Annotated in this window: 16 protein-coding genes and 2 pseudogenes; 9 read left to right on the top strand and 9 right to left on the bottom strand. The window is 72.8% G+C overall.

Going from position 1 to position 19,632, the window contains the following annotated elements:
- Positions 1–68 precede the first annotated feature (68 nt).
- Positions 69–323 (bottom strand): DUF1876 domain-containing protein, encoded by a 255-nt coding sequence (locus tag LX15_RS10700; protein ID WP_253669364.1) that lies wholly within the window; start codon positions 321–323, stop codon positions 69–71.
- A 152-nt stretch (positions 324–475) separates the two neighbouring features.
- On the opposite strand from LX15_RS10700, the gene LX15_RS10705 reads away from it, so the two are divergent.
- On the top strand, positions 476–1,048 hold the full coding sequence (locus LX15_RS10705) for a DUF5655 domain-containing protein (RefSeq protein WP_253669365.1): 573 nt from the start codon (positions 476–478) through the stop codon (positions 1,046–1,048).
- Here LX15_RS10705 and LX15_RS10710 read toward each other — a convergent pair.
- Complete coding sequence (locus LX15_RS10710; RefSeq protein WP_253669366.1) at positions 1,030–2,274, bottom strand: MFS transporter; 1,245 nt, start codon at positions 2,272–2,274, stop codon at positions 1,030–1,032. The genes LX15_RS10705 and LX15_RS10710 overlap by 19 nt on opposite strands.
- 246 nt (positions 2,275–2,520) lie before the next feature.
- Here LX15_RS10710 and LX15_RS10715 point away from each other — a divergent pair, with 246 nt between their 5' ends.
- Positions 2,521–3,342, top strand: coding sequence for an SAM-dependent methyltransferase (locus LX15_RS10715; protein ID WP_253669367.1), 822 nt, complete (start codon positions 2,521–2,523; stop codon positions 3,340–3,342).
- A 27-nt stretch (positions 3,343–3,369) separates the two neighbouring features.
- Here LX15_RS10715 and LX15_RS10720 read toward each other — a convergent pair whose 3' ends face one another.
- Entirely contained in the window at positions 3,370–3,759 is a 390-nt protein-coding gene (locus LX15_RS10720) for a VOC family protein (RefSeq protein ID WP_253669368.1), read from the bottom strand.
- 127 nt (positions 3,760–3,886) lie between these two features.
- On the opposite strand from LX15_RS10720, the gene LX15_RS10725 reads away from it, so the two are divergent.
- Both LX15_RS10725 and LX15_RS10730 read left to right on the top strand, forming a co-directional pair.
- On the top strand, positions 3,887–4,711 hold the full coding sequence (locus LX15_RS10725) for a dioxygenase family protein (protein WP_253669369.1): 825 nt from the start codon (positions 3,887–3,889) through the stop codon (positions 4,709–4,711).
- Positions 4,712–4,964: 253 nt separating this feature from the next.
- Positions 4,965–5,801 carry an aldo/keto reductase gene (locus LX15_RS10730; RefSeq protein ID WP_253669370.1) on the top strand — a complete coding sequence of 279 codons (837 nt, stop codon included), beginning with the start codon at positions 4,965–4,967 and terminating at the stop codon, positions 5,799–5,801.
- A gap of 575 nt (positions 5,802–6,376) precedes the next feature.
- On the opposite strand, the gene LX15_RS10735 is transcribed toward LX15_RS10730, so the two are convergent.
- Positions 6,377–7,087, bottom strand: a complete 711-nt coding sequence (locus LX15_RS10735) for a class I SAM-dependent methyltransferase (RefSeq protein ID WP_253669371.1) — start codon at positions 7,085–7,087, stop codon at positions 6,377–6,379.
- Between the two features lie 172 nt (positions 7,088–7,259).
- Here LX15_RS10735 and LX15_RS10740 point away from each other — a divergent pair, with 172 nt between their 5' ends.
- The gene (locus LX15_RS10740) at positions 7,260–7,703 is read left to right on the top strand and encodes an SgcJ/EcaC family oxidoreductase (RefSeq protein WP_191892433.1); all 444 of its coding nucleotides are present in this window, start codon (positions 7,260–7,262) and stop codon (positions 7,701–7,703) included.
- Positions 7,704–7,768: 65 nt separating this feature from the next.
- Here LX15_RS10740 and LX15_RS10745 read toward each other — a convergent pair whose 3' ends face one another.
- The 3 genes and pseudogenes from LX15_RS10745 to LX15_RS10755 form a co-directional block, all read right to left on the bottom strand.
- A complete protein-coding gene (locus LX15_RS10745) occupies positions 7,769–8,467 on the bottom strand; it encodes a hypothetical protein (RefSeq protein WP_253669372.1) in 699 nt (232 codons plus the stop codon).
- 240 nt (positions 8,468–8,707) lie between these two features.
- Positions 8,708–9,169: pseudogene (gene rnhA, locus LX15_RS10750) on the bottom strand (ribonuclease HI); the annotation flags it as partial.
- A gap of 127 nt (positions 9,170–9,296) precedes the next feature.
- The gene (locus LX15_RS10755; protein WP_253669374.1) at positions 9,297–9,974 is read right to left on the bottom strand and encodes an MBL fold metallo-hydrolase; all 678 of its coding nucleotides are present in this window, start codon (positions 9,972–9,974) and stop codon (positions 9,297–9,299) included.
- A 1,124-nt stretch (positions 9,975–11,098) separates the two neighbouring features.
- On the opposite strand from LX15_RS10755, the gene LX15_RS10760 reads away from it, so the two are divergent.
- Positions 11,099–12,460: an acyltransferase family protein gene (locus LX15_RS10760; protein ID WP_372502579.1), complete on the top strand. Its 1,362-nt coding sequence runs from the start codon at positions 11,099–11,101 to the stop codon at positions 12,458–12,460.
- Here the strand turns inward: LX15_RS10760 and LX15_RS10765 are convergent.
- Positions 12,427–13,104 (bottom strand): annotated as a pseudogene (locus LX15_RS10765) (maleylpyruvate isomerase N-terminal domain-containing protein); the annotation flags it as partial. The gene LX15_RS10760 and the pseudogene LX15_RS10765 overlap by 34 nt on opposite strands.
- A 299-nt stretch (positions 13,105–13,403) precedes the next feature.
- On the opposite strand from LX15_RS10765, the gene LX15_RS10770 reads away from it, so the two are divergent.
- Together LX15_RS10770 and uvrA are read left to right on the top strand one after the other, a co-directional pair.
- Positions 13,404–14,705: an MFS transporter gene (locus LX15_RS10770; RefSeq protein ID WP_253669376.1), complete on the top strand. Its 1,302-nt coding sequence runs from the start codon at positions 13,404–13,406 to the stop codon at positions 14,703–14,705.
- Positions 14,706–14,999: 294 nt separating this feature from the next.
- Positions 15,000–17,882: an excinuclease ABC subunit UvrA gene (uvrA, locus tag LX15_RS10775; RefSeq protein WP_253669377.1), complete on the top strand. Its 2,883-nt coding sequence runs from the start codon at positions 15,000–15,002 to the stop codon at positions 17,880–17,882.
- 539 nt (positions 17,883–18,421) lie between these two features.
- Here uvrA and LX15_RS10780 read toward each other — a convergent pair.
- Positions 18,422–19,078, bottom strand: a complete 657-nt coding sequence (locus LX15_RS10780; RefSeq protein WP_253669378.1) for an NADPH-dependent F420 reductase — start codon at positions 19,076–19,078, stop codon at positions 18,422–18,424.
- Positions 19,079–19,193: 115 nt separating this feature from the next.
- Here LX15_RS10780 and LX15_RS10785 point away from each other — a divergent pair, with 115 nt between their 5' ends.
- Positions 19,194–19,559 (top strand): winged helix-turn-helix transcriptional regulator, encoded by a 366-nt coding sequence (locus LX15_RS10785; RefSeq protein ID WP_253669379.1) that lies wholly within the window; start codon positions 19,194–19,196, stop codon positions 19,557–19,559.
- The last annotated feature ends 73 nt before the right edge of the window (positions 19,560–19,632 follow it).

Raw genomic sequence — 19,632 nt, forward strand, 5'->3', positions numbered from 1 at the left:
ATGTGCGCGCAATTCAGCGCGCGCGTCGTCACGTGTCATCACGCGGCGCGCCACCGCCGGCGCGGTGGTCAGCTCCCCGCGCGTTCGAGGTCGCTGACCTCCGTGCCCGCCTTGGCCATGAGTTGCTGCGCGAGGTCCATCAGCGCCCTGGCCCCTGCCAGCTCCTCGCCGATGCGGGGCTCGTTGGGGTCCCGTGGCTCCCGGCTGGCGCGGCCCCTCGCCCGCAGCTCGCTGCCGTCCCGCAGGCGGAGCAGGGCGGCCGCCCTGGTGTGCGAGTCGTCCTCGTCGAACTCCACCTCGACGTGCCATCCGACTGGCTGCATCACGCTCACCTCCCCTTCCCGTCCAGGGTGCGCCCACCCCGGGACACCCGCCAGACCGCGGCGCCCGCCAGGCGTCCGCGCGGTCCCCGTGGGCCGCGTCACGCGTTCGGGACGGCGAGGCGCATGCTGATCTGGTGAGTGAGGAGGGCCGAATGGCGGAACGCAGGGACTGGCGGGAGCTGCGGGACCGGACGGCCGAACTCCTCCGGCGACGGACCGGCGTCGATCTGGCCGAGTGGAACCGACGGGTGCGGTCGGCCGAGCCGCGCTCCGAGAGCGAGCTGCGGGAGTGGCTCGCGACGCGCGGCGTCACGGGCTACCCGCAGACGGTGCTCGTCATGGAGCGCTTCGGCTACCCCGGCTACCTGCTGGCCTCGGCCGACGAGCTGATCGAGGGCCAGTACGCCGACCGGCCCGCGTTGCGTGAGGTCCTGGACCGGGTGGTGGAGGTGGCCGCCGGGCTCGGTCCCCTGCACGTCCAGGCGCGCAAGGGCTACGTCGCGCTGGTCGGGCCCCGCCGGACCTTCGCCCTGGTGCGCGCCTCCACGAAGCAGCGGGTCGACCTCGGGCTCCGCCTCCCCGGCCAGGCGCCGACCGGGCGTCTGCTGGCGGCCCGCTCCCTGGGCAACGAGACGATCAACACGCGCATCCCGCTGTCCGCGCCAGGGGACGTCGACGACGACGTGCTCAACTGGCTCCGACGCGCCTACGAGGCCAACCTCTGACCCGTGCCCTCCTCCGCCTCCGTCAGGGCGGGCGCGCGCAGACCCCGGCTGACCGTCGCCGCGACCGCCAGCGCGAGGAGGACGACCTCGAACGCCAGCAGGGTCCCGTGCGCGCCGAGCCGGTCCAGCGCCGCGCCGGTCAGCGCGTAGCCCAGAGGCGTCCCACCCTCCCCCAGGAAGGTGAGGAACCCCTCCACCCGACCCATCCGCCCGTGCGGCACCAGGCTCATCAGGTACCTGGACTGGATCACGTTGAGCACCGCGACCTGGAGGGAGATCGCGCCGAGCACGAGCGCGACACCCCAGCTCGGCAGGTCGAGCGGGAACAGGGCGAACAACGCCGCGGTGGCCCAGTGCTTGCCGACGACCGCGGGCAGCAGGCCGAGCCGGTCCTCCAGGCGGGACGCGAGCAGCGAGCCGAGGATCGAGCCGACGGCCGGCGCGGCCAGCACCAGGCCCGTCTGCGCGGCCGAGGCCCCGTGCTCCCGCACGAGGACGATCATCAGCAGCCCGATCCCGGCGAACAGGACGTCGCCGACGACGGTCAGCAGGGTCAGGGCGCGGACGGTCGGCTGTCGCAGGACCGTGCGCGCCCCGGTGGTCAGGTCCCGGCGCCAGCGCACGGACGGGTAGGGGCGGTCCGCGCCGAGACGGGTCCGGATGCCGAGGACGCACCCGGCGACCACCGCGAAGGTCGCGGCGTCGACCAGGAACGGCGCGGCGGGCGCCCACTCGAACAACAGGCCGGCCAGGGGTGGGGCGGTCACCGCGGAAACGCCCCAGATGGCCTCGTTCTGGCCGGCGGCCGTGCCGAGCTGGTCCCTCCCCACGATCCGGGGCAGCGCCGCGGTGTCGGCGATCCGGTACACCGTCGACGCCAGGCTGTTGACGAAGGCCACCGCGTAGAGGTGGGGCAGGGCGGGCTCGCCGCCGAGGAAGGCGAGGGCCACCGAGGTGATCGAGACCATGCTCACCGCCGCCGAGCCGACCAGCAGCGCGCGCCGGGACGTCCGGTCGACCAGCACGCCGATGGGCAACGCCAGCGCCAGCGGTGGGACCGCCTCCACGGCGCCGACCAGACCCGCGTGCAGCGGCGACCCGGTGAGCAGCAGGATCACCAGGGGGAAGGCCACGATCGTGATCTCGTCGCCGAGCGAGGAGACGACCGTGCCGCCCCACCAGAGCCGGAAGTCCCGGTTGTCCCGCAACCGCTGCCCGCGCGCCATCGACGTCCCCTCCCGACCCGGCCGCCGCCCGGGGGATGGTGCTGGAGGTCGCGGCGCTGCCGCACGCGGGTTTCGGCTGGGCCACCGGGAGGATCAAGATCATTCGAATGGGGCACGACGGGTGAGGGACGGCCCGATCGGTGTTAAGAAGGACGCAGCTCGACGGGCGGCTCGGCGCGCCTCGGTCCCGCGTCGTCCCTGCCTGACCCGGCGAGGATCGCGGCGCGCGGGCGGACGGTGATGCGGGTGGTCTCGGCTGAGGGCGTGGGGAGCACGTCCCTGTTGCTCGCGGTGGCCCGCGCGGCGGAGAGCCGTCGGCCCGACCGGCTGTTCACCGACCCCTACGCGGCGGAGTTCGCGGCCGCCGCGCCCGCCCTGCCCGACCTGCCGATGGAGTCGGGGGCCCGCCGGACCGCGCTGGCCGACTACCTGGCCGTGCGCACCCGCTTCTTCGACGACAGCCTGGTGGAGGCGGCCAACTTCGGCTGCCGGCAGGTCGTGCAGCTCGGGGCGGGGCTGGACACCAGGGCGTTCCGCCTCGACTGGCCGGCGGACACCACCGTCTTCGAGATCGACCAGCCGGCGGTGCTGGAGTTCAAGGAGTCGGTGCTGGAGCGGTGCGCCGCCACGCCGCGCTCGGGCAGGGTGGTGGTGCCGGCCGACCTCACCGCCGGCTGGGCCACGGCCCTGGTCGACGCCGGGTTCGATCCCGCGGAGCGCACCGTCTGGTCGGCCGAGGGCGTGCTGTACTACCTGACCGCCGAGGAGGGGGACCGGGTGATGGTCGCGCTCGGGGAGCGGACCGCGCCCGGCGGGCGGTTCGTCGTCGAGCACATCACCCGGGAGGTCGAGGGCTCGGTCACGCTCAGCGGCGTCCGGTCCGAGCTGGCCCGGCGCAGGGCGGAGTGGCGGTCCCACGTCGACGACCCGGTCGCCTGGCTCCGCGGCCACGGCTGGCACGTCCGCCTGTTCACACCGAACGAGCTGTTGGCGGCGAGCGGACGACAGCCCGAGGGGGAGGGCGCCGAGGCGCGGACGATCGGGTGGCTCGCGGTCTGCGAGCGGTGACGGCGCGACCTCGGGGCCGGGGCGCGGTCAGGAGGGTGGCGGGTCGCGGAGGTCGGTGCGCAGGGGGTGACCCTCGGGCACCTCGACCAGCACCAGCCGCAGCCCGTCCGGGTCGCTGATCCACGCCTCGTGCAGGCCCCACGGCTCGCGGCGCGGCTCCCGCAGGACGGGGACGCCGCGCCCGCGCAGGTCCTCGACGGTGCGGGCCAGGTCGCGCACCTGGAGCCAGAGCGCGAGGGCGTCGCCCGGGGCGGACGCGCCCCGGCCGGACACCTCCAGCAGGCCCTGGCCGAGGAAGAACACCGTCCCGCCGGGGAACTCGCGGTAGACGGCCAGGCCCAGGGTGTCGCGGTAGAAGGCGAGCGAACGGGCGGGGTCGCGGGGCCGGAGGATCACCCGGCTGCTCAGCAGTTCCACTCTTCCTCCGTACCAGTCCCGACTGGTCGGGGCACGCCGTCCGTGACGCCGCGCGCACGCGGTTGAAGTTTCAACTAACTCCGGTCATGGTGGGGACGTCACCCTCGGCACCCAGGAAGAGGCGGCCATGGACCCCACCGTCACCACAGCCACCACCACGTCGACCGCGCCGGGCGGGCGGATGCCCGTCCTCTACCTCGGCCACGGCGCGCCGCCCCTGGCCGACGACCCGCTGTGGACGCGACAGCTCGCCGGATGGGCGGCCGACCTGCCCCGCCCCGAGGCGGTCCTGATCGTCTCCGCGCACTGGGAGGAGGCCCCGCTCACCGTCGGGGCGACCACGACCGTGCCGCTGGTCTACGACTTCTGGGGCTTTCCCGAGCGGTACTACCAGGTCCGGTACCCCGCGCCCGGCGCGCCGCGCCTGGCCGAGGACGTCCGCAAGCTGCTCCGCTCGCCGGCGACCCCGGTCCACGACGAGCCGGAGCGGGGGTTGGACCACGGCGCGTACGTCCCGCTCGTCGAGATGTACCCGGAGGCCGACGTCCCGGTGCTCCAGATCTCCATGCCCACCCTCGACCCCCGGGGCCTGGTGGACCTCGGCCGTCGGCTCGCGCCGCTGCGCGACCAGGGCGTGCTGATCGTGGGGAGCGGGTTCATGACCCACAACCTCCGGGCGGTGGACCTGGGCAGGGAACCCGACTACGCCCCGCCCACCTGGTCCTCGGAGTTCGACGACTGGGTGGAGCGCGCCCTAAGCGCCCAGGACGTGGACGCGTTGCTGGACTTCCGGCACAAGGCGCCCGCCGCGCGGACCGCCCACCCGAGGACGGAGCACTTCGCCCCGCTCTTCGTCGCGTTGGGCGCGGCGTTGGACCGCCCCGAGGAGCAACGGAGTGTCATCGACGGCTACTGGTACGGGCTGTCGAAGCGCTCCGTCCAGTTCGGGTGACCGCGCCCCCGTCACCCGAAAGCGTCCACTGTGGACGTCGAGGTGTGGGCGGCGGCGTGCGGGGAAGCCGTTGTGACGCCGGGGAAGCCCGCCCCGGTGTCACGTGGTCCGGACCATTGGTCGGTACCGGGGTCCGGTCCGGGCGCGTAGGGTGCCGGCGAGAGCAACGTCACCCGAGGAAATACCTCTCGGGTGGTACCGCGTTGTCATGACCGTTGTTTCCCGTGGACGTGATGGTGGAGGACTCTCCCTGATGAGCACGGTTCCCAACGTTGAGCTCAACAACGGCGTGCAGATCCCGCAGCTCGGCTTCGGCGTCTTCCAGGTCCCGGACGCGGAGGTCGACGTCGCGCTCCGGGCCGCGCTCGAAGCCGGGTACCGCAGCATCGACACCGCGGCGATCTACCAGAACGAGAAGGGCGTCGGGCGGGTCATCGCCGAGTCCGACGTGCCGCGCTCCGAGCTGTTCGTCACCACCAAGCTGTGGAACGGCGAGCAGGGCTACGACGCGACGATGCGGGCCTTCGACGAGAGCCTGCGGCAGTTGCGGCTCGACTACCTCGACCTGTACCTCATCCACTGGCCGGTCCCGTCGCTGAACCGGTACGTGGACACCTGGAAGGCGTTCGTCAAGCTGCGCGAGGAGGGGCGGGTCCGCGCGATCGGCGTCTCCAACTTCACGCAGGACCACCTGACCCGGGTGATCGAGGAGACGGGCGTGGTGCCGGCCGTCAACCAGATCGAGCTGCACCCCAACTTCCCGCAGACCGAGCTGCGCGAGTTCCACGCGCGGCACGGCATCGCGACCGAGGCGTGGGCGCCGCTGGCCCAGGGCGGAGACCTGCTCAGGGACGCCTCCCTCGCCGGTGTCGCCGAGAAGCACGGCAGGACGCCGGCCCAGGTGGTCCTGCGGTGGCACCTCCAGCTCGGCAACATCGTGATCCCCAAGTCGGTCACCCCGTCCCGGATCAGGGAGAACATCGCGGTGTTCGACTTCGAGCTGGACGACGAGGACATGGCGACCATCGCGCGGCTGGAGACCGGCAAGCGCAACGGCCCCGACCCGGAGACCTTCGACGTCGTCGGCTGACCGTTCCCCGCGTCGCGACCGTCGGCGGGCCGCCCCATCCCGAGGTGGGGCGGCCCGCCCCGGCGTCGTCGGCCAGGCCGTGGTCTGGTAGTTGATCTTGGGTGCCTCGTGGGGAGCTGACCGAACAGGCGTGAGTACGGATCAAGCCGCTGCCGCCCATGGCCGAACGCTCGGGGCTATGACAGTCGGTCCCGGTTCCAGCGTGGACAAGCCGACGGCAGGCTGAGCGCGGTTACCGGAAGTACGCGCAGGCTTCTGACGACCCCACCAGCAGGGGTAAAGCGGACCACCAACGTGGACACCGTGTTGCACGCCGCGCCACGCTTCACCGGTCTGACGGCCGGCATCCCCTGTCACACCTGGTCTGGACGCATCCCCACCCACCCAGACCGGGTGCTCACCAACGAGGCCCACGACACCCGCGCGAACCACGAACACCGTGAAAGGTCGCACCAACCGCGTCACGCAAGGGCGCAGCCTGGCTAGCCGATACGACAGACCGCCCAGTCCTACCCGGCCGCCCTCACGATCACCAGCATGATGATCTGGTCAGCCACCGAACAGACAGCGACGCCCTAGGCGCGGGTGGCCACGGCGTACTCGGCGGGAAGGTCCAACGGGCTGCCGTCCGCCAGCCGGTCGGTCGTGCGCAGCGTGACCCGTCCCGTCTCCAGCAGGCGCAGGCCCGCCGCCTCCAGCAGGCGACGCTCGTTCAGGTCGGACCACTGCGCGGCGACGATCCCGTACCCCATCACCCGCTTCACCTTGGGAATTCCCTCCTCCTCTCCCGCCGCGGAGTCGAGAAGGTCGCCGGCCTCCGGCGTGAGCTCCAGCGCGAACACGTGGCCGCGCTCGCCCAGCAGCCGGGCCAGGTTCGCCGCCGCCGCCAGTTTGCTCTCCGGCGGGAGCTGGTGCAGCACCGCCCGCATGTAGACGTTGGCGTCGCCCAGCTCGGCGGACAGGTCCGCCACCGCCGCGGTGTCGAGCAGGTCGAGCCGGCGGAACTCCACGTTGTCCGGCACGTACCCGGCCCTGGCGCGCTCCACCGCCGACTCCGAGACGTCGAGCCCGATCACCCGGGGGAAGCACGTCCCCAGGAACAGGGTCTGCCTGCCGTTGCCGCACCCGATGTCGAGCAGCGGCAGGTCGCGTTCGAAGTACGGCTCGAAGAGCGGCACGTGCTCGGCCACGTGCGCCGTGGCGTCCCCGTCCCACGGCGCCGCGCCCGGTGTCGTCGGCAGGTCGTGCCAGTACCGTTCCCATGCCTCGGCGAGCCCGCTGGTCATCTCGTCCTCCTCCGTCCGGCGCAACCAGGCTGCGCCTCCCCGGCGCCCTCCGCCAACTCTGATCCCCGGCGATCCCCCGGACGCGGGGCGCCCGCCGAACGGCCGCGCTGTGACGCCCGTCAAGACGAGGACGAGTTGACCTCCTGATTACTTGAGGTTGGAGGCTGGGCGCATGACAACGACGGACGCGCGGCCGCCCCTGATCGAGGACTCCACCGTGGACCACGAGCGGGACGTCGCCGCGATCAGGCAGATCATCGCCGACGCCGAGAAGGCGTTCAACACCAACGACGCCGAGTTGCTGACCGCCCCCTTCGCCCGCAACGCGTCGGTCGTCAACGCGATGGGCGTCCAGATGACGGGGCGCGAGGCCATCCAGGACGCCAACCAGCGCGGCCTGTCCGGGTTCCTCCGCGACGAGCACGCCCGGTACCGCATGACCGACGTTGTCTTCCTCCGCCCCGACGTCGCGGTCGCCCACAAGCACGCGTGGGCGACGACGCCGGACGGCGAGCTGATCGACACCGACCACGCCATGGTCGCGATCTACGTCCTGGTGAAGGAGGACGGCCGCTGGTGGGTCGCCGCCCGCCAGAACACCCTCGTCGCCCGCTGACCCACCCGGGGACGTCGCCGGCGGGGGCCGCCCACGGGGGAGGGACGGCCCCCGCCCGAGCGCCGTCAGGGGCGCGGGAGGAACGAGGCGACCTCCGCCAGCGCCCCGAGCACCTCGTCGTCCACGGTCCCGCCCAGCCGCTCGGTCTCGGCGATCGTGATCGTGTCGCCGTTCGGGTGGGGGTGGTAGTGCCGTCCGGTGAACCTGATCTCCGCCATCCCCAGCAACCCGCTGCCCAACGGTCTGACGTCCCCGCTCCCGTGAACGTCCATCACGCTCCTGAAACGACGCACGTCGTCCCTGCGGGGGAAGCGGACCCACACCACCGAGACCACCGCCGTGTTCTGGCCGTCGCCCACCGCGAACAGCATCCGGTCCAGCGACGTGCACGGGGTCCGCGCGAAGAACCGCTGGACCTCTCCGAACGAGTTGCGCAGGCAGTCCAGATCCCGCCGCGCCGCCTGCCGGAGCCGCCGCATCCCCAGGCGACGCCACGCCTCGTCGGCGTCACCCCGACGCGCGGCCTCGCGGCTCTCGGACTTCCGCGCCCGAACGCTCCGCCCCGCCGCGGACCCACCGGCGCCGGAGGACCCGGCCGTGGCCCCGCCCGAGGACCCCAGCGTCATGCCACCGACCGTTCCGGCACCGCCACTCGCGGCGACGAGGCCGGCGGTCACGGCGGCCGCGACGAACACAGCGGCCTTCCCGCGACGCGGCGCGGGGTCAGAGCCGCCGCCCGCCCCGCCGATCCTCCGGTCCGCCATCCGGCTCCTCCCTCGCCATCCGGGATCCCGGGTATTCGAAGGGAAGTGACGGATTGGTGAGTGCGGAAACCGGTCAGAAACCCCCGATCAGTTGATCTCCGCGATCGAGGTCCGGGGTCGGCCGTGCCCGCCTCTGCCCGTTCTCTATTCGCCGTCGTGCGAGGGCACGGACAGCAGCGACAGGCTTTCCTCATGCGCCGGCTCGGCGGCTCGACGCGGGGTCGGGCCGGGCGAGCCGGGTCCGGCGTCGCGCGTCTCCTGGAGACCACGCACCGCGAGGCGGTCGGCGCGCTCGTTCTCCGGATGCCCCGCGTGCCCCTTGACCCAGTACCACCCCACCTCGTGCGGGGCCATCGCGGCGTCCAGCCGCTGCCACAGGTCCACGTTCTTCACCGGCTTCTTTTCGCTGGTCAGCCAGCCGTTGGCCTTCCAGCGGGGCATCCACGACGTGACCCCGTTCTTCACGTAGGTGCTGTCGGTGTGCAGCCGGACCACGCTCGGGCGCTTCAGGCACTCCAACGCCTGGATCGGAGCCATCAGCTCCATCCGGTTGTTGGTCGTCATCCCCGGCTCGCCGCCGTACAGCTCCTTCTCGTGCCGGCCGGACCGCAGGACCGCGCCCCAGCCGCCGGGCCCGGGATTCCCGCTGCACGCACCGTCGGTGTAGATGTCCACGGTCGGCCTGGTCCCGAGCTCCGTCACACCCGGACCATACCGACCCGCCCCGCGAAGCCCCGCCGCTCCCCTCGGCCGCCCTCGACACCACCCTGGCGAAACGGAACGGGGCCGCCTGAGGTGCCAGGCGGCCCCGTTCGGGAAGATCCTCGGATCACCAGCCGCGTTCGCGCCACTCGGCGAGGTGGGGGCGCTGCTCGCCGAGGGTGGAGTCGTCGCCGTGGCCGGGGTAGAACCAGGTGTCGTCCGGCAGCACGTCGAAGATCCGCTCCTTCACGTCGGTGAACAGCGACGTGAAGTCCTCGGGGCTGGTCGTCTTGCCCACGCCGCCGGGGAAGAGCGAGTCGCCGGTGAACAGGTGCGGGTGCCCCTGCGGGTCGCGGTAGAGCAGGGCGATCGAGCCGGGGGTGTGCCCACGCAGGTGGATCACCTCCAGCTCGCACTGGCCGAACCGCACGACGTCGCCGTGCTCGACCAGTTGGTCCGGCGGCACCGGGAGGGCCTCCGCGTCGGCCGGGTGGGCCACGGTGTTCGCCCCGGTCGCCCCGGCCACCGCGCCCAGCGCCTGCCAGTGGTCGCCGTGCTGGTGCGTGGTCACGATCGTGGTGAGCTGGGGCCGGTCGGCGTCGTGCCCGATGAGGTCGGACAGCCGCTCCGGGTCGTTGGCCGCGTCCACCAGCAGGGCCTCCCCGCTGCGGCGGCACACCAGGAGGTAGGCGTTGTTGTCCATCGGGCCGACCGAGATCTTGCTGATGGTCAGCTCCGCCAGCGTGCGCCGGGCGGCGGGGCCGCCGGGCTCGACGTGGCCGGTGTAGTCGTCGAGAACCTCCACGATCGCGACCGTAGTGCACCGCGCCGGCGGGCAGGGGGCTGCCCCGAGGATCTCTCACCGGGGTGACCGGAAGTTCTCAGCTCGTCTTCAGGTGCGCCCCCTACGCTGGCCACAAAAGATCTTGACGAGAGGAGGACGACTCACCGAACCCGGTGCCACGAGCCGTCACCCTGCGAGCCGGCCCCACCGGCGCGAGGGACCGTCGCTCGCGAACGACCCGCTGTCCCAGGACGGTCGGTCGTCACGCCGCCTTCCCTGCCTTCCCTGGGGCGCGGCCCTGAACGACGACGCGGCCCTGGCCACCCGGTTCACGCCCCCGAAACCCGGCACCCGACCCGGGCAACCCCACGGAGCGGCAAGCCCGACGTCGGAAGCCCAACCCCCACCAGCCCGACCCGAACGACCCCAGTCCGAAACGGCCCAGCCTCGAACCAACCCGATCCCGAACCAACCCAGTCCCGACGATCGCCGGGGCGAGGGCGGCCACCCCCTGTCCGCTCCCCGCCCGAGGGTCCGACCCCGTCCGAGAGCCCGACCGCGCGCTCCCACCCGAGGGAACGCACCCCGACCGGTCCGGGTTCCCGCCGTCGGTGGTCTGATCCGGCGCGCGCCGACCGGAGCCCTCCCCGCCCGGTGGCGCCACGGCGACCGAGCCGACCGAAACGCCCGTCCCCCGTGCCCGACCCGACCCGCACCAGCCCGATCACGACCTCCCTGACCACGACCTCCCCGACCCTGACCGACCCCGTCCCGGAACGGGCGGTTCCCCGGCGGCCGGACCCGGCGCCGCCGGACCCGACCGTGGCGGCGGGGACAACCGCGCACACCGTCCCGCGGGCGGCCATCGCCCGACCGATGCCGCTCCCCGCGGGACGGGGTCCCCCGACACCTCCCCGGGCCGGGCGAGCCGTTGACCCCCGACGGCCCGCACGACCTCCTGTGGGAAACACCCGCGCCCGTGGCACGCGCACGCCCCGGCGCCGAGGACACCCGGTCCCCGACGCCGTCGCGCCAGCCCGTGCCGCCCCCAACGGGCGCGGCCCGACCGGCACCCCCACTGCCGACCCGAACCGCCGACCCCGAATCGGCCCGTTCCGCCGGTTCCCGTCCGGAAACCCCTGACCTTGATTCCCGAACAGCGTTCCCCCGAAGGCGCCCTCCCCGACCCGGCGCCGTCCCCCCGCCCGTCCACCGGCTCCCGGCGCCGCACGAGCTGGGACCTGCTCCGCGTCGTCGCGGTGCTGGCCGTCGTCCTCCAACACGCCACCCATCAGGGCCCCATCAGCCACCCGGAGCTGGGGCCCACCCCCTTCACGTTCTCCGTGCAGGCCGGCGCCGCCACCCTGCTCGTCATCTCGGCGTTCTTCGTGTGCTGCACGGTGCGCCGCGCCCGGCCGCTGCGGTGGTGGTGGAACCGGGTGAGCCGGTTGATGCCGCCGTACCTGGTCGCCGTGCTGGTCACCTACGCGCTCGTCGTCCTGGTGGCGGCGCCCGACTGGTACCGGCCGACCCTCGGCGACCTGCTGGGCAACCTGCTGCTGGCGCAGGCCTGGTGGCCCGACGTGCACTACGTCGACGGGTCGTACTGGACCCTGCCCGTCCAGCTCCTCGCGTTCACGGCGGCCGCCGTGCTGTGGCCGCTGCGCTGGATGCGCGGCTGGCGCGCCCCGCTGACGCTGTGGGCCATCGTCGTCGTCCCGACGCTGCTCCGGCTCACCTGGCGCACCGACGACGCCAGCCAACTCGTCCGCTCCGTCTACGACGGGCTCGGCCTCTACCGCACCCACCTGTTCGCCGCCGGCGTGGGCATCTGGCTGTGGAGCCGCCGCCGGCTGCGCGGCTGGCACCTGACGCTCCTGCTGGGCGCCGTGCTCCTGGCCCACGAGGTGCAGACGAAGGACCGGCCCTCCACCATCGCGGTCGGGGTGATGCTCGGCCTGGTGTGTCTGGCGGCCGCGGGACCGGACTGGACCTTCGCGCGGTTCCTCCGCCAGCCGGCCACGTTCCTCGCCGGCATCTCCTACGGCGTGTACCTGCTCAACCAGGAGATCGGCTACCTGCTCGCCCGGCTCCTGCTCGACCGGGGCGCGGGGCCGTGGACGCGCCTGCTGGCGACGGTCGCCGCCGCGATCCTGCTGGGCTGGTTGCTGACGACCCTGGTCGAGCGGCCGGCGCACCGCTGGCTCACCGGACCGGTCGCCGACCGCCTGGCGACCGCCGGCCGGGCGGCGGGTCTGCGCGCCGGTTGGGGCGTGCGGCTGGCGCTGGCCCTCGGGTTCCGCTGGGCGGTGCGGATCGCGGGCCTCCACCAGCTCCCCGCGCCCAGGGGGTCGGCCGGTCAGATCCAGGGCGGCAGGTCGGGCAGCTCCCCGGCCAGGGCCATCCCGTCACCCCGTCCGGTCAGCCAGGCGAGCACGCTGGCCGCCTGGCCCCTGACCGAGACCGGGTTCCCGCTGACCGGGGAGAGGACCTCCCACACCCGCTGACTCCCGTCGGGAAGGTCGACGTGCAACCGCATCGGCGGCACGTCGGCCCGACCGCGGAAGTGGACGACGGCGTCGTCCAGCAGCGGCTTCAGGTGGTCGTCGGGGATGTCGCCGAACCCCACGTCGCGGTCGAGGTCCACCAGGTGCACCCAGACCTCGCGCAACCGCATCCAGGGGATGTCGTAGGCCATGATCGGGCGGCCTCGGCTGCCCACCACCTCGGCGCGCCAGGAGTCCTCGGTCAGCCGGGCGGCCGCGGCCGTGAACCGCTCACACGCGGCGCGCAGGTCCTCGGCCAGCAGCCGCCAGTGCCGCGCCGCGCCCTCCTCGATGTCGGCGTCCCGGTCGGCCCTGCTCGCGTACATCTGGTGTTCGATCCCGGTTCTCGCCCAGGTGAGCAGGTTGACCAGCGCGTCGGCGTTGCGGGCCAGGTGGGTGATGACGTGGGCCCTGGTCCAGCCCGGGCACAGGCTCGACCCGTGCGCCGTGGCCTCGTCCATCCTCTCGACGACGTCGAGGAGGCGGCCGGTGGCGTGGTCCAGGGCGGTCAGTCCGGCGGTGGCCCGTCCGGCGGCCTGGGCTGCGGCCGCGGACCGGGCGAGGGCCAGGGACCGGAGGTCCGGTCGCGTCTCCGCTGCGGACATGGCGCCCCTCCTGGAGGTGGGGTGAGCGGGTGGCGTGAGCGGGGTGCGGCAGGGATGCGGTAGGGAACAGGGTAAGTGCGACGAGCAACCCCCCGATAGACCCGATCGGGGTCGCTGAACCGCTGCCGACCACTGGTTTTGCCCATCGTCGCCCGGTGGTGGTGACGGAGCGTGTACGCGGGGTCGGTCGCGTGGCGCAACTACTCTCACCAAGTGGAACGAAACCGCCGAACGGTGGAACCTGTCGGGCGTCTCCGGTTAGCTCTCCTTCCCGGGGGAGAGCTGAGCGGAGGCCGACGGTGACCAGCACGGTGCCCGAGACACGGGCGGAACAGGGGCGTACCCGACGCAGGGGACTGGTGGCGGCGTCCATCGGCAACGCCCTGGAGTGGTTCGACTGGAACAGTTTCGCCATCTTCTCGGCGTTCTTCGCCCCGCAGTTCTTCGCCAAGGGCGACCCGGCCGTGGCGCTGCTCAGCGCGTTGGCGATCTTCGCGGTCGGCTTCTTCTTCCGCCCCCTCGGGGGCGCGCTGCTCGCGGCGTTCGCCGACCGCAGGGGCCGCAGGGCCGGGCTGACGCTGTCGGTGGTGCTGATGGCCGGCGGCAGCCTGCTGATCGCGGTGAGCCCGACCTACGAGCAGGTGGGGCTGCTGGCGCCGGTCCTGCTGCTGCTCGCCCGCATCGCGCAGGGCCTGTCCACGGGCGGCGAGTTCGCGGCGTCCTCGACCTACCTCGCCGAGCTGGCGCCGCCCGGCCGTCGCGGGTTCTACGCGAGCTTCCTGTACCTGAGCACCACGCTGGGGACGGTCCTCTCGACGCTGCTCGCCACGGTGCTCACCGGGACGCTCGGCAAGGCCGCCGTGGCCGAGTGGGCCTGGCGGATCCCGTTCGCGATCGGCGCGCTGCTGGGCGTCTACGGCCTGTACCTGCGGCGCACGCTGGAGGAGACCGAGGCGTACACGGAGGGCCGGGGGCGCCGGGTGTCCCGCCCCACGCTGGAGTTGCTCCGCAAGCACCCGCTCGGCGCCCTGCGGGTGGTCGGCTTCACGGTCGGCGCCACCACCGCCTACTACACGTTCGCGGTCTACCTGCCGAACTACGCGCAGAAGGAGCACGCCGTTCCGACGTCGTCGGCGCTGTGGGCGTCGGTGGCGGCGCAGCTCGTCATGATGGGCGTCCTCCCGCTGCTCGGCGCGTTGTCGGACCGCGTGGGCCGTCGGCCGCTGCTGATCACCTTCGCCGTCGGGTTCGTGGTGCTCGTCGTCCCGCTGTTCGCCCTGCTCGACTCGTCGGCGTTCACGCTGTTCGCGGTCATGACCGTCGGTCTGGCGCTCTTCTCCTGCTACGGGGCGGTGGCCCCGGCGGCGATGGCCGAGCTGTTCCCCACCGAGGTGCGCGCGGCCGGCGTCGGCCTGCCGTACGCCCTCACGGTCGCGCTGTTCGGCGGCACCGCGCCCTACGTGGTCGAGTGGCTTGCCGCACAGGGGCGCGGGGGGCTCTACCCCTGGTACCTCAGCCTGCTGTGCCTGGTGAGTCTGGTGGTGTACCTGAGGGGGAAGGAGACGCGGGACGCCGACCTCGTTCGGGTGGACAAGGGCTGAGCCGGGTCCCTGCGGGCGGAACAGAACGACCCGCCTCACCGGTTGTTGTCGGTGGGCGGGCCTACAGTGGTCGGCGGCCGTCCTGGGCGGTTCGGCCAGGGCACGACGGCGCACGTCCGGCGCTTCGGCGTCGGGCCGCGTCGCCTCGCCGGTCGGCGCCGGGTCGATGTTCCCCGGCGACGTCGTGGGACTCCCGTCCGCGACGCCGCCGAGGGCGTCGACGGCGCCCGGCGGCGCTCCACGACACAACCGCCCGCCCCTCCGCACGGACCTGATCCGAAGGGACCTGCCCCAGTGGCCGACCGACTCGTCGTTCGCGGTGCCCGAGAGCACAACCTCCGCGGCGTGGACCTGGAGCTGCCGCGGGACAGCCTGATCGTGTTCACCGGGCTGTCCGGGTCGGGGAAGTCCAGCCTGGCCTTCGACACGATCTTCGCCGAGGGGCAGCGACGGTACGTCGAGTCGCTCTCGGCCTACGCCAGGCAGTTCCTCGGCCAGATGGACAAGCCCGACGTGGACTTCATCGAGGGCCTGTCGCCCGCGGTGTCCATCGACCAGAAGTCGACCTCGCGCAACCCGCGCTCGACGGTCGGCACCATCACCGAGGTCTACGACTACCTGCGGCTGCTGTACGCGCGCGCCGGCAAGCCGCACTGCCCGACCTGCGGCGAGCCGATCAGCCGGCAGACCCCGCAGCAGATCGTCGACCAGGTGCTCGCCATGGAGGAGGGCACCCGGTTCCAGGTGCTCGCCCCGGTCGTGCGCGGCCGCAAGGGCGAGTACGTGGACCTGTTCGAGCAGCTCCAGACCCAGGGCTTCTCCCGGGTCAGGGTGGACGGCGAGGTCCACCCGCTGACCGAGCCGCCGAAGCTGAAGAAGCAGGAGAAGCACCACATCGCGGTGGTCGTCGACCGGCTCACCGTGAAGCGCAACGCCAAGCAGCGGCTGACCGACTCGGTCGAGACCGCGCTGCGCCTGGCCGACGGCCTCGTCGTGCTGGAGTTCGTCGACCTGCCCGAGGGCGACCCGCAGCGCGAGCGCGGCTTCTCCGAGCGCATGGCCTGCCCGAACGGCCACCCGTTGGCGATCGACGAGCTGGAGCCGCGCTCGTTCTCCTTCAACTCGCCGTTCGGGGCCTGCCCGGAGTGCACCGGCATCGGCGTGCGCAAGGAGGTCGACCCCGAGCTGGTGGTGCCGGACGACGAGCTGTCGCTGGCCGAGGGCGCGATCGCGCCGTGGGCGGGCGGCCAGAGCGCCGAGTACTTCACCCGCCTGCTGGAGGCGCTGGCCGAGACGATCGGCTTCCGCATGGACGTGCCGTGGCGCCGGCTGCCCGCCAAGGTGCAGAAGGCCGTGCTGCACGGCGTCAACGAGCAGGTGCACGTCCGCTACCGCAACCGGTACGGCCGCGAGCGGGCCTACTACGCGAACTTCGAGGGCGTCATCCCGTTCCTCGAACGGCGGCTGGACCAGACCGAGTCCGAGTACATGCGTGAGAAGTACGAGGGCTACATGCGGGAGGTGCCCTGCCCCGCGTGCCAGGGCACCCGGCTCAAGCCGGAGATCCTCGCGGTCACGCTGGAGCACGCCGAGCTGGGCGAGCGCTCCATCGCCGAGGTCTGCGCGATGAGCGTGCGGGACTGCGCGGACTTCCTGTCCGGCCTGGCCCTCGGCCCGCGCGAGCGCATGATCGCCGAGCGGGTGCTCAAGGAGGTGCAGGCGCGTCTGGGCTTCCTGCTCGACGTCGGCCTGGACTACCTGTCGCTCGACCGCGCGGCCGGCACCCTGTCCGGCGGCGAGGCCCAGCGCATCCGCCTGGCGACGCAGATCGGCTCCGGGCTGGTGGGCGTGCTGTACGTGCTCGACGAGCCGTCGATCGGCCTGCACCAGCGGGACAACCACCGGCTCATCGAGACGTTGACCCGGCTGCGCGACCTGGGCAACACGCTGATCGTGGTCGAGCACGACGAGGACACCATCCGCACCTCGGACTGGGTGGTCGACATCGGCCCCGGCGCGGGCGAGCACGGCGGTCAGGTGGTGCACAGCGGTCCCGTCGAGGGGCTGCTGTCGCACGCGAGCTCGTTGACCGGCGCGTACCTGTCCGGGCGCAAGCGCATCGCGGTGCCGGCGACCCGGCGGCCGGTCGACAGGAAGCGCCAGCTCACCGTGGTCGGCGCGCGGGAGCACAACCTGCGCTCGATCGAGGTGTCCTTCCCGCTGGGTTGCCTGGTCGCCGTCACCGGCGTGTCCGGCTCCGGCAAGTCCACGCTGGTCAACGACATCCTGGCGACCGTGCTGGCGAACAAGCTCAACGGCGCGCGCCAGGTGCCCGGCCGGCACACCAGGGTCAAGGGGCTGGAGCACGTCGACAAGCTGGTTCAGGTGGACCAGTCGCCGATCGGCAGGACTCCCCGGTCGAACCCGGCCACCTACACCGGCGTGTTCGACCACATCCGCAAGCTCTTCGCCGCGACCACCGAGGCGAAGGTGCGGGGCTACCAGCCCGGCCGGTTCTCGTTCAACGTCAAGGGCGGGCGCTGCGAGGCGTGCGCCGGCGACGGCACCATCAAGATCGAGATGAACTTCCTGCCGGACGTCTACGTCCCGTGCGAGGTGTGCAAGGGCGCCCGGTACAACCGGGAGACCCTGGAGGTGCACTACAAGGGCAAGACGATCGCCGAGGTCCTCGACATGCCGATCGAGGAGGCGGCGGAGTTCTTCCAGCCGATCAACGCCATCCACCGGCACCTGCGGACGCTCGTCGACGTGGGCCTGGGCTACGTGCGGCTGGGCCAGCCGGCTCCGACGCTGTCCGGCGGCGAGGCGCAGCGGGTGAAGCTGGCCAGCGAGCTCCAGAAGCGCTCGACCGGCAAGACGGTCTACATCCTCGACGAGCCCACCACGGGCCTGCACTTCGAGGACATCCGCAAGCTGCTCGGCGTGATCAACGGCCTGGTGGACAAGGGCAACACCGTGATCGTCATCGAGCACAACCTCGACGTCATCAAGACGGCGGACTGGATCATCGACATGGGGCCGGAGGGCGGCTCCGGCGGCGGCATGGTGGTCGCCGAGGGCACGCCGGAGGTCGTCGCGGCGGACGAGGACAGCCACACGGGCCGGTTCCTGCGACACGTGCTGGGGCTGCCGGAGCTCGACTCGGCGTCCGCCTGATCTTCACCCACCAGCGGCACGGGGCGCGCTCACTCGCCTGAGTGAGCGCGCCCCGTTGTTCGTTCATCACGGCTGACCGGGGTCCCGGCGTCGTGTCCCGTCGCCAGGGGTGGCAGGGGGGAGCGCCGGGGCCGGGCGCAACTCTTTATTGCTGGTAACGGTCGAGTTGTCCACAGGGCGCCAAGTTGTCCACAGGGCGCGCTGATGCTCTTGGACGGGCGGTCGTTCCTGGATAGGCTGGAGCGGGGCTCGCCCCCCAGGGCGGGTGGGGGCTGTCCACTGGGGCAGTGACTGCGGGCCCGGTTCTGGTAAGTGTTTTCTGTGTTGTGTCAACCCTTTCGCCGTGTTGGGGGACAGGGTTGTCCACAGGTGCTGGAGTTGTCCACAGAGGATTGGCGTGGCCCTGTGTCGAGGGGTGTGCGGCGGTAGGCTGGAGCGGGGCTCGCCCCCCGGAGAGGGCGGGGGCTGCGCGGGGGACGGGTTCGTCGGGCGCACGGCCAGCGGTGATCCCCAGGGCCGGTGCCGGGTGCCAGTCGGTGTCAGTCGGCGCCCACGGCGAAGCGCACCGGCGGGAGGATCGCCTGCGCGTCCGCCCCGCTGGCCACCCAGAGCCCGATGACGAACGCGGCGGTCGCCTCCAGCAACCCCGCCCGTTCCAGTCCGCCGCCGTCGATCGGCGTGCAGCCCAGATCCGAGACCAGGTCGCGCACCGTCGTCAGCGCGGCGTCGTCGTCCCCGCACAGCGGCACGGCCAGCGGCCGGCCGTCGAAGACGGGCGGCCGCATCCGCCACACGTCCACGTGGCACACGTTGAACGCCTTGACGACGTGCGCTCCCGTCGTGCCGGCGATCTCCTCGGCCAGGGAGGCGCCGTTCCGCCTCTCCAGCGTGAAGCGGCCCGGCACCACCGGGTTCGTGCAGTCGACGAGCACGCGGCCACCCAGCAGCCCCTCCTCGGCGCCCGCCTCCGACAGGACCGCGAGCGCCGCCGAGGCGGGCACCGCGAGGAGCGTCGCCGAGCCGAACGCCGCCGCCTCGGCGAACGTCCCGGCCCTGGCGGCCGGTCCCATCCGGTCCGCCAGCGCGGTGGCCCGCTCGGGGGACCGCCCGCTGACCATCACCTCATGGCCGGCGCGAACCCACTGCGTGCCCAGCGCGTCCGCCATGTCGCCGGCTCCGAGAATCCCGATGCGCATCCGTACTCCTCTGGTTGGGGGACGCGTCGACGGTAGGAGGACCGACAGGCACCGTTCGGTAAGGAACGAGTGGTACACAGTGGACGTTCGGAGTCGACGGGAGGGGAGATCCGCGGTGGACGGTGACGACGGGTTCCTCGCCGACTGTCGCGCCCGTCTCGCCTTCGACCTGGTGGGCAACACGTGGAACGCCGTCGTGGTCTGGGCGCTGCGCCAGGGGCCTCGACGTCCGGTCGACCTGGCGGACCGGATCGGGGGGATCAGCGCGAAGGTGCTCACGCAGACCCTGCGTCGCCTCGAACACAGCGGCCTCGTCCTGCGCCGCGCCTACGCCGAGGCCCCGCCGCGCGTGGAGTACGAGCTGACCGAGCTGGGCCGCACGCTGGTGGAGCCGATCGAGGCGTTCGGGCGTTGGGCCTACGAGCACGGCGACGACGTCCTCGCCGCGCAGGACCGGGCCGACGGCGCCCACGCGGGTTGAGCGCCCCGGGTGTGACCGCCCCGGGTGTGACCGGTGGGGCCACCCCCGGGGACCGGACCACGAGTTCTCAGAC

Origin of the sequence: Streptoalloteichus tenebrarius (genome assembly GCF_024171885.1) — a bacterium.
In the GTDB taxonomy this organism is placed as follows: Bacteria; Actinomycetota; Actinomycetes; order Mycobacteriales; family Pseudonocardiaceae; genus Streptoalloteichus; species Streptoalloteichus tenebrarius.

Bases quoted from the DNA above. Each gene is read 5' to 3' on its own strand.
- LX15_RS10700 (WP_253669364.1), bottom strand. From the start codon at position 323: ATGCAGCCAGTCGGATGGCACGTCGAGGTGGAGTTCGACGAGGACGAC.
- LX15_RS10705 (WP_253669365.1), top strand. From the start codon at position 476: ATGGCGGAACGCAGGGACTGGCGGGAGCTGCGGGACCGGACGGCCGAA.
- LX15_RS10710 (WP_253669366.1), bottom strand. From the start codon at position 2,274: ATGGCGCGCGGGCAGCGGTTGCGGGACAACCGGGACTTCCGGCTCTGG.
- LX15_RS10725 (WP_253669369.1), top strand. From the start codon at position 3,887: ATGGACCCCACCGTCACCACAGCCACCACCACGTCGACCGCGCCGGGC.
- LX15_RS10730 (WP_253669370.1), top strand. From the start codon at position 4,965: ATGAGCACGGTTCCCAACGTTGAGCTCAACAACGGCGTGCAGATCCCG.
- LX15_RS10735 (WP_253669371.1), bottom strand. From the start codon at position 7,087: ATGACCAGCGGGCTCGCCGAGGCATGGGAACGGTACTGGCACGACCTG.
- LX15_RS10740 (WP_191892433.1), top strand. From the start codon at position 7,260: ATGACAACGACGGACGCGCGGCCGCCCCTGATCGAGGACTCCACCGTG.
- LX15_RS10745 (WP_253669372.1), bottom strand. From the start codon at position 8,467: ATGGCGGACCGGAGGATCGGCGGGGCGGGCGGCGGCTCTGACCCCGCG.
- LX15_RS10780 (WP_253669378.1), bottom strand. From the start codon at position 19,078: ATGCGCATCGGGATTCTCGGAGCCGGCGACATGGCGGACGCGCTGGGC.